The sequence below is a fragment of the Streptomyces sp. NPDC049954 genome, assembly GCF_040656295.1.
Classification (GTDB): domain Bacteria; phylum Actinomycetota; class Actinomycetes; order Streptomycetales; family Streptomycetaceae; genus Streptomyces.
In genome coordinates this window covers 597,625-611,828 of sequence record NZ_JBFALS010000002.1, presented here as the reverse complement: position 1 = coordinate 611,828, position 14,204 = coordinate 597,625, and the positions used below count along the sequence as shown (strand labels likewise).

The window sequence follows — 14,204 nt, the reverse complement described above, 5'->3', positions numbered from 1 at the left end:
ACGAGTTCCATGAGTTCGACGAGTTCCACGAGTTCCATGAGTTCCGCGAGTTCCCGCAAGCAAGGAGACGCAGTCAATGGCCGGCAACGCAATCGTCCGATGCTCCGCAGGACACCTGTTCACCGCGACCTGGCTCCCGATGATCGGCCTGCGGTCCCTGCGTGTCTCGCCCCACCGGCGATACGCGCGATGCCCCGTCGAACGCCACTGGTCCATGGTGACCAAGACCGACCCCGCCACGCTCAGCGAGGCCGAACTCACCGAGGCCCAGGCCCACGACGCGGGACTGCAGTGAGACCGCGGCCGCCCGCCACAAGCGCCGAGGGGGACTCGCCCCGTGCGTGAGACAGGCGACGAGGAGCGGCCCGCGCCGGGACCGCCGCGGTGGTACCGCCCTCGAAGGGCCCGGCGGAGCGCTCCCGGACTCGTCGGCGAACTCCTGCGCGGCAGGGGCACCGCGCTGTCACTCGCCCTGGGGCTCGCGCTGCTGTCCACGGTCGCCTCACTCGCGGTGCCCTGGTTCGTGAAGGAGCTCATCACCGCGCTCGGTCGCCACGAGTCGCTGACCTCCACGGCCTGCCTGATGGCCGGCTGCGCTCTGGGGGGCGCAGCCGCTTCGGCGGGCAGCTCCTACCTGTTGCAGCGGGCGGGCGAGGCCATGATCCTCGGCCTGCGGTCGAAGGCGATGTCACACGGCCTGCGCCTGCCGCTGAGCACGGTCCGGGAGCAGGGCGCGGGAACGCTGGTCGCGCGCGTCACGTCCGACGCCGTCCTGCTGCGCTCACTCGTGGACACCGGGGTGGTGCAGCTCCCGGTGGCGGCCACGACCGTCGTCCTGACGCTGGGCGTCATGGGGTACCTGGACTGGGCCCTGGCCGCGCTCACGGTGGGCGCCTTCGCCGGGGTCGGGATCGCGGTCGGCTGGATCGTGGTCCGCGTCCGGCGCAACGTCATCGCCCAGCAGACCTCGCTGGGCGTCCTCTCGCAGCGGTTCACCGCCGTACTGGCCTCACTGACCACGATCAAGGCGTACCAGGCCGAGGAACGCACCGCGCGCGCCCTGCACGAGGACGCGGCCGAACTCGGGCAGCGCGCCCTGACCGGCGCCCGCCTGCAATCCTGGCTCAGCCCGGTGATGGGCCTCGGGCAGCAGGTCGCGCTGGTGGGCGTCATCGTGGTCGGCGGGGCCCGGCTCACCTCGGGCGCCCTGGACATCGCCGCCTTCGCCGCGTTCCTGCTGTACCTGCTCCAGCTCACGGGCCCCGTCATGCTGTTGGTGACCGGCGTCAACCGGCTCCAGTCGGGGTTCGCGGCCCGGGAGCGCTTCACCTCCCTGCTGTCGCTGGAACAGGAGCGCGAACAGGCCCAGGACCACGGGGAGGGCCGGTCCCTCGCGGTGGCGGCGGCCGACCGTCCCGCGCTCGTCCTGCGCGACGTGCACGCCGGGTACGACGGGAACCCGGCTCTGCGCGGTGTCTCCTTCGGCGTTCCCGGGCGCGGACTCACCGCGCTCGTCGGCCACTCGGGCGCCGGCAAGTCCACGGTCCTCGCGCTGGTGGAGCGGTTCCTCGACACCGACTCGGGTCAGGTGGAGGTGTTCGGACGGGACGTACGGCGATGGCCGCTCAGCGCGCTGCGGTCCCAGGTCGCCTACGTCGACCAGTCCTTCACCCTGCTGGAGGGGCGCATCCAGGACAACGTCCTCCTCGGGCACCGGGACCCCGGCGCCGTGCCGAGGGAACAGGTCCTGGCCGCACTGGACACGGTGGGGCTGCGCGCGGACGTCGAGGAGCTGCCGCACGGCCTCGACACCGTGATCGGCCGTGCGACCGACCTGTCCGGCGGCCAGCGCCAGCGTCTCGCCCTCGCGCGCGGCCTGCTGAGCCCCGCGCCTCTCCTCCTGCTGGACGAACCGACCTCGCAGCTCGACGGCATCAACGAACAGCGTCTGCGCACCGCGATGACGGCGGCGTCCCGGCAGCGCGCGGTCCTCGTCGTGGCCCACCGGCTCTCCACGGTGCGCCACGCGGACCAGGTGGTCCTCCTGGACCGCGGACGGGTCGTCGACGCGGGACGGCACGAGGTCCTGATGGAGCGGTGCGGACCCTACCGGGAGCTGGTCCACTCGCAGTCCTGGGCGGCATGACGACGGCGGCTCCCCGGCGGACGCGTCCGCCGGGGAGCCGAGGGGCGGGGGGCCGGTCCGTGGAGAAGAGGCATCCCGCGCCCAGCACGAGGGTCAGTTCGCGCAGAACAGGGTCAGTTCGCGCAGAACGGGGTCAGCTCGCGTAGAACGGGGTCAGCTCGTAGGTGTTGGGCTTGGAGCCCACCATGCAGGCCCAGTCCACGATGATTCCCTGGGCCTTCATGGCCTTGCCCCAGTTGGTGCAGTCGTCGAGAGTGCCGACGCCCTGGATGTCCTCGCCCTGGCGCGGCGCCGCCTGAGCGGCTCCGGCGGCGACACCGGAGAACGCCAGGAGACCGGCGCCGACGACCGCGGCCTTCTTGAGGGTGTTGCGCATGATTCGCTCCCTTTCGCCTGTGGCACGCGCGCCGGAAAGCGCACGGCCGTTGATGGGGGGAGACGGACGCGGTGACACCACGCGAATCCGTCCAGCCGTCCTGGACCGCGATGACAAGGGGGCTGCCACCGGCCCGGACGGGGCGACGCAGGTGTTGCGTCTCGCACTCGGGACGGCCGTGGGTTGCGGCCGTGCGGAGTACTGGTGCGCTCCGGGGGTCCCCCGGGCTCTTGATCATCTGATCACATGGGCAACCGCTGTCTCCACCGGCGTGAAGCCTTGTTACAGGTCCCTGACGAACCCGGGAAGGGGCACTACCCAGGCCGTTCGCCCCGGATCGGCCGACCGCACGGACCCGGCCGACCGCCGCGCGGATTGCGATCGGGAAGGCCACGGCGGCCCGCACTGCCGGTGACCGGGCCACCGCCCCGCCCCGCCCCGTTCCGGACGTACGACAGCACCGAGCCCCGGCCGGCGCGTCAAGGCCGGACGGGGCTCGGTGCTGTCGTACGTCTGTCTGTGCGGTTTAGAAATAGTGCTTTCGCCCGCCGACCGCGCGGCCGGTCGCGCCGAGGATCCACAGGACGGCACCGACCACGAGGAGCACACCGCCGATCGTCGTGAGCAGCGGAATACCGACCAGCAGGCCGATGATGAGCAGAATGACGCCAAGAATAAGCATGACAGTTCCGACCTTCACGTCTCTTAGGTGCGTACGGACTCTTCAACGCCGAACCCGCAGCACCCTGTTCTCCACGCTGGACAACTCGGATCAAGGTGCAGTCCGGCCGCCCCGGCTGGGCGGCGGCTGTTGGATCACGGCTTCACAACCGCCGTGTGCCCCGGTCCCCGCCACCCATGCACGCGCTTGTCGGCGACCTGTCATCGCTTACCGGGAAGCCCTCGTCCGGGCCTCCCGTCCCGTACGTCAGCCGTGCTCGATGTCCCCCGAGCGGGAGGGCACGGCGTCCAGTGCGGCGAGCGTCGGCGCGTCCAGCTCGACCGAGCCCGCCGCGACGTTCGCCGCCAGGTGCTCGGCGTCCGCGGTGCCCGGGATGAGGAGGACGTTCGGGCCGTGGTGCAGCAGCCAGGCCAGACCGACCTGCGCGGGGCTGACGCCGAGCGACTTCGCGGCGGTGAGCACGGCGGGCTCGTCGGTCACCTTGGGCAGGCCGGGGAAGGCGCTGCCGAGCGGGAAGTACGGCACCCACGCGATGTTCTCCGCCACGCACAGGTCGAACAGGTCCTCGTCCCCGCGCGACACGAGGCTGTAGGCGTTCTGCACGCAGGCGATGCCCGCCGGGAGCGCCTGGCGCAGGACGTCCAGGCTCACGCTGCTGAGGCCGATCGCGCCGATCTTGCCCTCGTCGCGCAGCGCGGTCATCACCGCGAGCTGGTCGTCGAGGGGCACCAGCTGGTCACCCTCGGCCTTCAGGCCGGGACCGGAGTCGGGGCGCCGCAGGTTCACCAGCGGGATCTGGTCGAGGCCGAGGCTGCGGAGGTTGTCCTCGACGCTCGCCCGCAGCTCCTCGGGCTTCTGCGCGAAGCGCAGCGGGACCGGGCCGGGGTCGGGGGTGGCGCCCACCTTGCTGACGACGGTGACGCCGTCCTCGGGACGGATCGCCTCACGGATCAGCTCGTTGGAGAAGCCGTTTCCGTAGAACTGGGCGGTGTCGATGTGGTCGACGCCGAGCTCGACCGCGCGCCGCAGGACCGCGAGAGCCGAGGCGCGGTCCTCGGCCAGCCGAGGGAGCTGCATCGCGCCGAAGCCGACGCGCGAGACGGTACGGCCCGCGAGCGCGAACGCGCCTCCGGGGCGCGGGACGCCGGTGGCCGTGGTGGTGGACTCGGAGGACGAGGAGGAGGGGGTATTGGACGTCATCAGCGTGCTGCCCTCGTGAGACGATAGGAGAAACGGAGGTACCTCCGTTCTTACGACACTAGCACTACCGGAGGGACCTCCGTTTTGACTGGGTCCACCTCGACGCCGCCCGGCAAGCCACCCGAGCGGCCCAGCGGCACGGGCACCGGAGCCGGCAACGGGCCCGCCACGGGCAAGGGCGCGGCGGCCGGGCGTCCCGCGCGCGCCGACGCCCGGCGCAACCGCGAGAAGCTGCTCACGGCCGCGCGGACCGTCTTCGCCGCCGCCGACGGCACCGTCCCGCTCGAAGCGGTGGCCCGGGAGGCGGGGGTGGGCATCGGCACGCTCTATCGTCACTTCCCCACCCGCGAGGCGCTCGTCGAGGCGGTGTACGGCGCGGAACTCGACGACGTCACGGGCAGCGCCCCCGCCCTGCTCGCCGAGCTGCCGCCGGAGGCCGCGCTGCGGGCGTGGATGGACCGGTACGCGGCCTTCGTCGCGACCAAACGCGGGATGGTCGACACGCTGCGCGCGGGCATGGCCTCGGGGAGCATCGCGACCCCGGCCACCCGGGAACGCCTGACCGCCGCGCTCGCGGCGATCCTCGCGGCCGGAGCGCGTACGGGCTCGCTGCGCGCGGACGTCGAGCCCGAGGACGTCACCACCATGCTCCTGGGCGTGTTCCTCTCCACGGCGAACGCCGGCACCCCGGAACGGGCGGGACGCCTGCTCGACCTCCTCGCCGACGCGCTGCACGCGGGGGCGGGGCGGTAGCGCCCCGGCCGCACGGCCGCCTCGCACCACCGGCCCGGCGGGCGACCGCCTCGGGGGCGGTCCTGGTCCGGTCCTGGTCCGGTCCCGGGCCGCACGGGGCCGCGCTCCGCTCAGACGTTCGCTCCCCCGTCCACGCGCAGGATCGTGCCCGTGACGAAGGACGCGCGGTCGCTCAGGAGCCAGGCCGCGGCCTCGGCGATCTCGGCCGGTCGCGCCGGCCGGCCCAGCGGGGTCCGGGACTCCAGGCGGTCGAGGAGGCCCGGGGACTCGGCCGCCCACGTGCGGATCATCTCGGTCAACGTACCGCCGGGGGCCACCGCGTTGACGCGGATGCCTTCCGGGCCGTACGTCACGGCGGCCGACTCCGTGAGGCTGCTGACCGCCCGCTTCATCGCCCCGTAGGCGGGCAGCGCGGGGTTGCCGCCGAAGGCGCCGACGCTGGAGTTGTTGACGATCGCGCCCGTCCCCGCCGTGGCCCGGATCGCGGCGATCTCAGCGATCATGGCGAGCCACGGGGTGGGCCTCGCACGACGTGCCCGGCGGGCACACACCGCGCAAGACCTTCCGGCATCCGCGGGTCGGCCCGGTCACCGTCAACTGCGATGTCCTCGACATCGCCGACCGCGACCAGCGTGTGGTCATCTACACGGCCGACCCGGGTTCGTCCTCCGAGGAGGCGCTGCGGCTCCTGTCCGTACTCGGCACGCAGCGCATGGACGTCGACGGCTGACGGGACGGCGAACCGCCCGGGCCCGGCCCTCACCGGGCGGCCCCTGCCGGGGTATCAGCTCTCCCACGCACCCCGGCGCATCACCAGATGCCCCCGCCGGAACCGCTCCCCCTCGCCCGGCTCCCGCAGCATCCGGCCGACCTCGGTGAAGCCCGCGGCGGCGGCCAGCTCCGCGAGGCCGTCGACGGGCCACCGGTAGGCCGTCGTCACCTTGTGGTCGAACGCCGACACCGGACCGCCCCCCGACTCGAAGAAGCCGAGCAGGAGGTGGCCCCCGGGGGCCAGTACGCGCCCGAACTCGGCGAAGTAGGCGTGCAGTTCCCCGGGCGGGATGTGGATGAGGGAGTACCAGGAGACGATGCCGCTCAGCGCGTCCCCGGGCAGGTCCAGCGCGTGCATGGAGCCGAGCTCGAAGCGCAGGCCGGGGTGGGCCGCGCGGGCGATCTCGATCATCGCCGGGGAGAGGTCCACGCCGAACACGTCCAGCCCGAGGTCGCGCAGGTGCGCGGTCGTCTGCCCGGGGCCGCACCCCACTTCGGCGACGGGCCCGGAGCCGCCGCTCCGCGCGTACTCGGCGAACGCGGCCAGCACCGCGCGGTCCAGCGGGAACCCGGCGAGGGCGTCACGGGCCAACTCGGCGTAGAGGACGGCGACGGCGTCGTAGGCGTCCGCCGTCACACCCAGGTGCGCGGCGGGTCCGGCCGGGGCGCCGGACACCGGGAACGGCTGTGCGGGGGCGGTGGGTTGGGCGGCGTGGGAGGGCTGACTCATGAGGCAGCACAGTACCTCCGGACGCCCTCGCGGTCCCACGCCACCGTCCCGGGTGCGTCCGCTCATGACGAGAGGGAGGAGCTGGTGGTGACGGGCGAGGGACGGCGGTCGCGAGGGGCCCAACTCCGCTGTTAAGCGGGACTGTTGGACCTCTCGACCCCCGCGCGCGATCGACCCGACGAGGCCGGCCATCCAGCCGGCCATCCAGTGGTGCCGCGTCGGTCGCGGCTGACCCGCGTGCCCACGTGCCCGCGTGTCCGCCGCTCACGCCTCGGCGGACGCGCCCGTCGCCGCCGCGACCAGGGCGGTCGCCGCCGCGCGGGAGGTCGCGGCCACGGTGGAGTCGTGGTCCATCAGGGCGGAGATACCGGCGCCGTCGTACAGGAGTTGGAGCTGGCAGCCCAGGGCCTCGGGGTCCGCGGCGCCCGCCTCGGCGGCGAGGCGGGTGAAGAGTGCGCGCATCCAGCCACGGAAGGCGTCCGCCGCTTCCTGGACCAGCCCGCCGGGGCTGGCCTCGGCGCCCACGCGGATGAAGGCGCAGCCCCGGAAGTCGGGCCGGTCGAACTGCCGCCCCTGGGAGTCGAAGACCGCCAGGATCTGCTCGCGGGGCGTGTCGTGCTCCGCGACGGCCCGGGTGATCCGGTCGGCGGTGCCCGCGTGCCGGGCGTCGAGGTACGCCCGGACGAGCTGCTCCTTGCCGCCGAAGGTGTTGTACAACGAGGCCTTGGCCACGCCCGCGTGCTCGATGACCCGGTCGATCCCCACGCTCTGCACGCCCTCGGCGTAGAACAGTTCGTTCGCGGCGACGAGCAGGCGCTCACGCGCCGACGGCTTCGCGGTGCTCCGGCCACTCGCCATGACGGCCACCCTTTCAGACAGATCTGTCTACATTATGCCCCGGCAGACTCCTGGCCGAGTCCCGGCCGAGTCCGGTCCACAAGCCCCCGCTCAGGTGTTGCCGGCGACCCGCTCGCCCGGCAGGGCCGCCGCGCCGTCCCGGCCGCCGCGCCCCAGCCCGAGCAGCGCGAAGGCCGCGAGGACGATCACGGCGAGGCCGTACTCCTGCGCGGTGGCGGTCAGTCCGCCCGCGTGGACGACGAGGAACCCGGCGATCACGGCGGGCACGCCCATGCCCAGGTAGGAGACGACGAAGAGCAGCGACAGCACCCCGGAACTCTCGTGCGGCCGGGCCAGCGGCATCACCGTACGGATGCCGCCCTGGAACCCGCTGCCGAAGCCGACGCCCGCGATGGCGGTGCCGACGAAGAAGCCGGTGGCGGAGGAGTCGCGGACCGAGACGAGGGTGAGGGCCACCCCGGCGATCAGCGCGAGGATGCCGGTGAGCATCACCGTCCGGGTCGCCGCCCTCCGCAGGACCAGTACCGACACGGCGGCCACCCCGGCGAGCACGAACAGGCTCAGCCCGCCGAGGACTTCGGAACTGGAACCGGTCAACTGCCGTGCGAGAGACGGGCCGAGCGACCCGTACAGTCCGGCCAGCGCCCAGACGGCGAACAGCACCGGCACGGCCACGAGCATCGGTCGGCGTACGGCGCGCGGCAGTTTGATCTCCGGCACCAGGCTGGCCATCGCCCCCGGCTTGCGGGTCACCGTCTCCGCCGTCAGCGCGACGGCGACGGCCTGGAGGACGAAGACCGCCAGCAGCCCGAGGTAGACCAGATGCGTGGGCGCGGGCAGGAACTGGACGACGAGGCCGGAGACGAGCGCGCCGGCCGCCGTGCCGATACCCGGGACGACCGCGTTGGTGATCGTGCCGCGCGGCCGGTCTATGTCCATCATCCCCGCCCCGATCGCGCCGAGCGCGGCACCGGTCGACAGCCCCTGGACGATCCGGGCGACCATCAGTCCCGATACGCCGCCGGCGGTGGCGAAGACGACCATCGAGGCGGCCTGCGCCGCGAGCGCGGCCAGCAGCACCGGCCGCCTGCCGACGTGGTCGGAGAGCTTGCCCATGGTCAGCAGCCCGAACAGCACGGCCACCGCGTAGACGCCGAAGACCACGGTGGTGGTGATCGGGTCGAACCCCCATTCGGCCTGGTAGACCGCGTAGAGCGGGGTCGGCGCACTGGAGGCCGCCAGGAACGAGATGGTGATCGAGGCGAGTACGTACAGGGCCACGTTCGGCGGCAGCCGCCGGCCCCGGGCGGACCCGGCGGCGGAGCCGGGCCCGGAATCGGATGCGGAGCCGGCGGGCGCCGCGTCCGGGGCGCCCGCCCGTGTGGACGCCGGTGTGGACGCCGGGACGACCGAGAGCTTCGTCATGAACATTCCCGTCCGAAGTATGAGTAGACCTGTCTGTCTAATCAAGAGGCAGATTAGACAGACAGGTCTACTCAGGTCAAACGGAAGCCCCTGGGACTCGCGGGCTCGCGGCCCGCGAACTCGTGGGTCCTCGGGCCCTCGGAACGCGCGGCTTCACGGACCCGCGCGCGCCGACCGGACCCGCGCGCACCGACCGCCTGCGACCACCGCCCCGGGGACCGGCCGCTGCGGCGCCCTACGCCTCGCCCGGGCCCGGGTCCCGCGCGTCCAGGCCCTGTCCGACCTCCCGGGCGACGTGTGCGAAGGCGCGGTTGCGCGAGCCGTTGCCGGATCTGAGCCAGGTGGCGGCCCACTCGATGGGGGGCGCGTCGCTGAAGGGCACGTAGACGAGGTCGGGGCGGCGGTAGAAGCGGGTCACCTGCGCGCCGACGATGACGCCGCCGCCACCCGCCCCGGCCTGGAGCAGCGCCTCCTGGAAGGTCTCGGCCTGCGGGCCCGCGGCGATGGGACGGCCCGAGGGGGTGCGTTCCGGTGTGCGGTCGGAGGGCCAGTCCCCCGGCAGCGCGTCGGCCAGGCGCACCAGCGGGATGCCGGCCAGGTCCTCCATCGTCACGCTCGGCCGGGCGGCGAGCGGATGCCGCAGCGGTACGGCCAGCATGCGCGGTTCGGAGACGAGGACCGGGCCGACGACGATGTCCGCCTGGCTGAGCGGCAGACTGAGCACGAGCACGTCGACGTACCCGTCCCGCAGCCGGGCGAGCGCCTCACCGACCTGTATCTCCTTGACCTGGACCACCGCACCGGGCACCCGGCGCGGGTACACGGCGGCCGTCCGGTGGACGACCTGGCCCGCGAGCGCGCCGACGAAGCCGGCCTTGAGCGCGTCATGGGTTCCGCGCACGGTGTCGGCCGCGCGCGCGAGCCCCGCCCTGATCTGCTCGTACGCCGGCTGAAGGTCCTCGTACAGCTGATGCCCCAGCGGGGTGAGCCGCACGCTGCGGTTGGTGCGTACGAAGAGCGGGCCGCCGATCCGGCCCTCCAGCCGTTTGACGACCTGGCTGATCCGGCCGGTCGTCACGCCGAGCCGCGCGGCGGTCCGGCCGAAGTGCAACTCCCCGGCCAGGGTGAGGAAGGCCTCCAGTTCCACGCGTTCCAGCACGGCCGGGCCCCTCCACGTTGAGCAGGACTAAACGAGGGTTGCAGTATGACCGGTTGTTCGCACGCCACCGCCCGGACAGCATGGTCCAGCGGCCAGGGAGACGGCGACATCCTCGGGCATCGCCCCGACGCGTGCGCCGGCCTCCGGGCCCCGCACCGCCCTGCCGGCCATCGGGGGACGGCAGGGCGGCACCCTGCGGCGGACGCCTGGCCAGGGGGTGCGGACGGGCCGGGCCCTCGCCGGTCTCAGCGGCCTGCGGGGACGACCGGTCGGTACACCGCCCCGGCAGTCATCAGGCGGCCCCGTCCGAAGCGTCCTGCGCGGTGCCCGCCTCGCCCGTGCTGTGCGGGTTCGCGGGGCGCACGGTCAGGTGGGACCGGGCCGAGCGGCGGAAGGCGGTCAGGAGGCGGCCGTGGTCCTCGGCGCGGGTCGCGAGGACGACGTGGCTCGGTTCGACGTCCAGGAGGGGGATCGCGACGAGGTCCGGGCGCAGCGCTCCCGGGCGCTGGCTCGCCGTGACGATCACCGCCTCCCCGGCCGCGACGCTCTCGAACTTGTCCTCAAGGTTGTCGATGTACGGGCCGTCCGGCGGGCGGCTGCCGTCCGGGCGGGGGTCCAGGCGCCAGAAGGCGCTCCAGGCCGGGTCGACGCCCCGCATGCGCGGGATCGGCTCCCCCGCGAAGTCGTCGAGGCGGACGACGTCGCGGCCGGCCAGCCGGTGCTCGCGCGAGACGACCAGGACGCGCGGCTCGTCGTAGAGGACCGTGACCCGCAACTGGTCGGTGGCGAAGGGGAGCCGGGTCATGACCGCGTCCGCCCGGTGCTCCAGCAGGGCGGCCCGTGCGTCGAGCCAGGCCAGGCTCACCGTGCGCACCTCGGCGTCCGGGTGCCTGCGTCGCACCTCGCGCACCGCCGGAGTGACGATGAGACCCGAGGTGTAGCCGACGACGAGCCGGGCGGGCCGCGCCGCCGCCCGCGCCTGTCCCATGGCCTGCGCGGCCGCTCGCAGCAGGGCCTTCGCGCGCGGCAGGAAGACCTCCCCGGCGTCCGTGAGCCGGGTGCCGCGCGGGGTGCGGTCCAGGAGGCGGGCGCCGACCTGCTCCTCCAGCCGCCGGATCTGCCGGCTCAGGGAGGGCTGGGTGATGTGCAGTTCCCCGGCCGCGCGGCCGAAGTGCAGGTGCCCGGCGACGACGACGAAGTAGCGGACGAGCCGCAGATCGACGTCGGGGCGCACGGTCGCCGGGAGCACCGGGCCGCGCGGGGCGTCCTCGGCCGCGCCCCGGCGCACCTTCTCCTGCGCGCCCCGGCCCACCTCCTCGCCCGCGTCTTCCTCTGCCGGAGCCGCCGGAGCCGCCGCGTCCCGCGCGCCGCCGTGCGAGCCTGACGGGCCGCGCGCGCCTGCGACGTCTCGCGCAGCGGCGGGGCCGGTCGGTTCCGTCGGGGGTTTCGCGCCTGTCATGCTTCGAGTGTAGGGCGCTCCCGGGCCGAACATGCAGGAGATGTCTGCTCTGAGCTGCGGCGATGCCTTGAATGCAACGCGATATGCGAAACAGGTCTTGGACAGCGGTACGGCGGATTCCTAGCGTGGAGGTATCGAAACCGTCGCTCGCGGCGCCCCGGCCGGGCTCTCTCCGGCAGGTGGTTCGCGGGCGGCCCAGCGTCCGGAAACAAGGGATTGCACCATGCGCGTATTCGTCACCGGGGCGACCGGATTCATCGGTTCGGCCGTCGTCCGCGAACTCCTCCAGGCGGGACACGGGGTCCTCGGCCTCGCACGCTCCGACTCCTCCGCCGCCGCCCTGACGGCGGCCGGGGCCGAGGTCCACCGGGGCGACCTGGAGGATCTCGACAGCCTGAGCGCCGGGGCCGCCGCCTCGGACGGCGTCATCCACCTCGCCTTCGACCACGCGTTCACCGACTTCGCCGGGGCCGGCGCGAAGGACCTGAACGCCGTCCGGACGCTGGCGGGCGCCCTCGAAGGCAGCGGCAGACCGCTCGTGATCACCTCGGGCACGCTGCTGCTCGCCGGGATCGCGCCGGGCCGGACCGGGACCGAGGACATCGTGGCGCCGCCCGGGACCGACGTCCCCCGGCTGGCCTCCGAGGCCGCCGCCCTGGAGTGGGCGGAGCGCGGGGTGCGCACCAGCGTCGTACGGCTGTCCCCCTCCGTGCACGGCGACGGGGACAAGGGCTTCCTGCCCGCACTCGTCAACGCGGCGCACGAGAAGGGCGTGGCCGCCCACGTCGGCGAGGGGGACAACCGCTGGCCCGGCGTCCACCGGCTCGACGCGGCCCGCCTGTTCCGCCTCGCCGTGGAGTCCGCTCCGGCCGGTTCCGTGCTGCACGCAGCGGGCGAGGAGGGGGTGCCGATGCGCGAGATCATGGGCGCCATCGGCCGCCGGCTGAACCTGCCGGTCCGGAGCGTCACCGCCGAGGAGGCGAAGGAGGGCGGGTACTTCTCGTTCCTCACCGACTTCGTCCAGCTCGACAACCCGACCTCCAGCGCCGTCACCAGGAAGCTGCTCGGCTGGCACCCCGAGGGGCCCACCCTGCTCCAGGACCTCGCGGACGGCCACTACTTCGACCACCTCGACGCCTGAGACCGGCCCGGACCGGGGGCCCGGACGGGGGCGCGCGGGCGTCCTCGCACTGGCGTCCGCACCGCCCGGGGCCCCGTTGACAACTACTGCTTGTTGATCGACAGTTACTCCTTGTGGACCATATGGACCTTGACCTGACGCTGGTGCGGTCCTTCGTGGCCACCGCCGAGGAACTGCACTTCGGCCGGGCGGCCGAGCGGTTGTCGGTGAGCCAGCAGGCGGTGTCCCAGCGGGTGCGGCGCCTGGAGGACGCCCTGGGGGCGGCCCTGTTCCTGCGCGGCGGCCGGGGCGCCGAACTCACCGAGGAGGGGCGGCGCTTCCTCGCACCGGCCCGGCAGGCGCTCGACGCGGCGCGGGCCGCCGTCGCCTCGGTACGGCCGGCCCAGCCGCCGGCGCCGCTACGGGTGGACGTGGTCGACGGGCGACTCACCCCGGTGCGGTTCGTACGGCGGCTCACCGAGGAGTGCCCGGGGCTGCCGGTCCACCTCGGCATGCGCCAGACCCTCGCCGCCGCGCTCCCGGCCCTCGTGCGCGGAGAGATCGACGCGGCCTTCGGCCGGGTCCACGACGTCCGGCCCTGGCCCGCCGAGGCCACCCACCGCCTCGTCCGCCTCGAACCCCTGCACGCCCTCGTCCTGCCGGACCACCCCTGGGCCGGCCGGGAGGCGCTGCGCGTGGAGGAACTGCGGGCGGACGGCGTGTGGCTGCCGCACTACGGACAGGCCTCCGAGTGGGAGCAGTACGTGCGCCGCCTCGCGGAGGGCTTCGCCGTGCCGCTGACCCGCTGCGGCCCCGCGTTCAGCGAGGAGCACTTCGTGCACCTCATGCGCGAGCGCCCCACGCAGGCCACCCTCGCGGGGGCCGACGTCGACTACGCGCACGGGGCCGCCCTGCGCTCCGTACCGCTCCTCGCCCCGGCCCCGCTCTACCCGTGGTCGCTCGTACGGCACCGGGACCGGCGGCATCCGGCGGTGGAACTGCTGGCCCGCCTCGCCGAACGGTCCGCCCCGGAACTCCTGCGCTACGACGCGGACGCGCACTGGCTGCCGGACGCCGATCGCACACTGCTCGAACAGTCCCCGCCACCGGCCCGGCTCGCCCACTGAACCAGCCATCGTGCGCCGGGCTCCGTCCGGCGGTCACGTCGTGAAGTCGCGCGTTTACTCACAGCGACATTCGGGTAACCCGGCGTGCCCGCGTGCGGCGCGTCGGCGGGCGGCGGGAGCGCGCGGTGAGCGCGGAGCGCGGGGTTCCCGCGACTGACGGACGTCACCCACGGTAACCGAACGGGGATTCGTGGGAATTCCACGTTTGGGCCGCCTTTCCGCCCCCCTTCCGGCACCCGTCCACCTCTCGCGCACACTTCTCGCGCACTCCGATCCGGACAGGGCGGAAACGGCCGTAAAAGCGCTGCCGCCATTGACCGGGGACGCCGGCCCTCGTGATGATCGGAGCGGAATTCCGGGGGTCACTCCTTCACCAGCCGCACCACAGGTCCGGCCGC

At 73.7% G+C, this 14,204-nt stretch carries 13 protein-coding genes and 2 pseudogenes; 6 read left to right on the top strand and 9 right to left on the bottom strand.

The annotated features are described in order from the left end of the window. The first annotated feature begins 76 nt into the window (after positions 1 to 76). The gene (locus tag AB0J21_RS06220) at positions 77 to 295 is read left to right on the top strand and encodes a hypothetical protein (protein WP_363144623.1); all 219 of its coding nucleotides are present in this window, start codon (positions 77 to 79) and stop codon (positions 293 to 295) included. Between the two features lie 42 nt (positions 296 to 337). Further along, a complete protein-coding gene (locus AB0J21_RS06215; RefSeq protein WP_363144622.1) occupies positions 338 to 2,146 on the top strand; it encodes an ABC transporter ATP-binding protein in 1,809 nt (602 codons plus the stop codon). 133 nt (positions 2,147 to 2,279) lie between these two features. Here the strand turns inward: AB0J21_RS06215 and AB0J21_RS06210 are convergent, their stop codons facing one another. From AB0J21_RS06210 to AB0J21_RS06200, 3 genes are all read right to left on the bottom strand, one after another. Further along, complete coding sequence (locus AB0J21_RS06210) at positions 2,280 to 2,522, bottom strand: hypothetical protein (RefSeq protein ID WP_363144621.1); 243 nt, start codon at positions 2,520 to 2,522, stop codon at positions 2,280 to 2,282. 526 nt (positions 2,523 to 3,048) lie between these two features. Next, the gene (locus AB0J21_RS06205; protein WP_363144620.1) at positions 3,049 to 3,204 is read right to left on the bottom strand and encodes a hypothetical protein; all 156 of its coding nucleotides are present in this window, start codon (positions 3,202 to 3,204) and stop codon (positions 3,049 to 3,051) included. A 246-nt stretch (positions 3,205 to 3,450) separates the two neighbouring features. Then, positions 3,451 to 4,404, bottom strand: a complete 954-nt coding sequence (locus AB0J21_RS06200; RefSeq protein ID WP_363144619.1) for an aldo/keto reductase — start codon at positions 4,402 to 4,404, stop codon at positions 3,451 to 3,453. Positions 4,405 to 4,488: 84 nt separating this feature from the next. Here AB0J21_RS06200 and AB0J21_RS06195 point away from each other — a divergent pair, with 84 nt between their 5' ends. Further along, positions 4,489 to 5,157, top strand: coding sequence for a TetR/AcrR family transcriptional regulator (locus AB0J21_RS06195; RefSeq protein ID WP_363144618.1), 669 nt, complete (start codon positions 4,489 to 4,491; stop codon positions 5,155 to 5,157). A gap of 110 nt (positions 5,158 to 5,267) precedes the next feature. On the opposite strand, the pseudogene AB0J21_RS06190 reads toward AB0J21_RS06195, so the two are convergent. After that, positions 5,268 to 5,669, bottom strand: a pseudogene (locus tag AB0J21_RS06190) (SDR family oxidoreductase); the annotation flags it as partial. A gap of 5 nt (positions 5,670 to 5,674) precedes the next feature. Between AB0J21_RS06190 and AB0J21_RS06185 the strand changes: the two are divergent. Beyond that, positions 5,675 to 5,887: pseudogene (locus tag AB0J21_RS06185) on the top strand (transcriptional regulator); the annotation flags it as partial. 54 nt (positions 5,888 to 5,941) lie between these two features. On the opposite strand, the gene AB0J21_RS06180 reads toward AB0J21_RS06185, so the two are convergent. The 5 genes from AB0J21_RS06180 to AB0J21_RS06160 all read right to left on the bottom strand — a co-directional run bounded on the left by AB0J21_RS06180 (position 5,942) and on the right by AB0J21_RS06160 (position 11,559). Further along, positions 5,942 to 6,658, bottom strand: a complete 717-nt coding sequence (locus AB0J21_RS06180; RefSeq protein WP_363144617.1) for a class I SAM-dependent methyltransferase — start codon at positions 6,656 to 6,658, stop codon at positions 5,942 to 5,944. 264 nt (positions 6,659 to 6,922) lie between these two features. Beyond that, positions 6,923 to 7,516 (bottom strand): TetR/AcrR family transcriptional regulator, encoded by a 594-nt coding sequence (locus tag AB0J21_RS06175; RefSeq protein WP_363144616.1) that lies wholly within the window; start codon positions 7,514 to 7,516, stop codon positions 6,923 to 6,925. A 90-nt stretch (positions 7,517 to 7,606) separates the two neighbouring features. Beyond that, positions 7,607 to 8,941, bottom strand: a complete 1,335-nt coding sequence (locus tag AB0J21_RS06170; RefSeq protein ID WP_363144615.1) for an MFS transporter — start codon at positions 8,939 to 8,941, stop codon at positions 7,607 to 7,609. A 235-nt stretch (positions 8,942 to 9,176) separates the two neighbouring features. After that, entirely contained in the window at positions 9,177 to 10,100 is a 924-nt protein-coding gene (locus AB0J21_RS06165) for a LysR family transcriptional regulator (protein WP_363144614.1), read from the bottom strand. Between the two features lie 292 nt (positions 10,101 to 10,392). After that, complete coding sequence (locus AB0J21_RS06160) at positions 10,393 to 11,559, bottom strand: LysR family transcriptional regulator (protein WP_363144613.1); 1,167 nt, start codon at positions 11,557 to 11,559, stop codon at positions 10,393 to 10,395. 223 nt (positions 11,560 to 11,782) lie between these two features. On the opposite strand from AB0J21_RS06160, the gene AB0J21_RS06155 reads away from it, so the two are divergent. Both AB0J21_RS06155 and AB0J21_RS06150 read left to right on the top strand, forming a co-directional pair. Further along, entirely contained in the window at positions 11,783 to 12,700 is a 918-nt protein-coding gene (locus tag AB0J21_RS06155; protein WP_363144612.1) for an SDR family oxidoreductase, read from the top strand. Positions 12,701 to 12,822: 122 nt separating this feature from the next. Beyond that, entirely contained in the window at positions 12,823 to 13,806 is a 984-nt protein-coding gene (locus tag AB0J21_RS06150; RefSeq protein ID WP_363144611.1) for a LysR family transcriptional regulator, read from the top strand. The last annotated feature ends 398 nt before the right edge of the window (positions 13,807 to 14,204 follow it).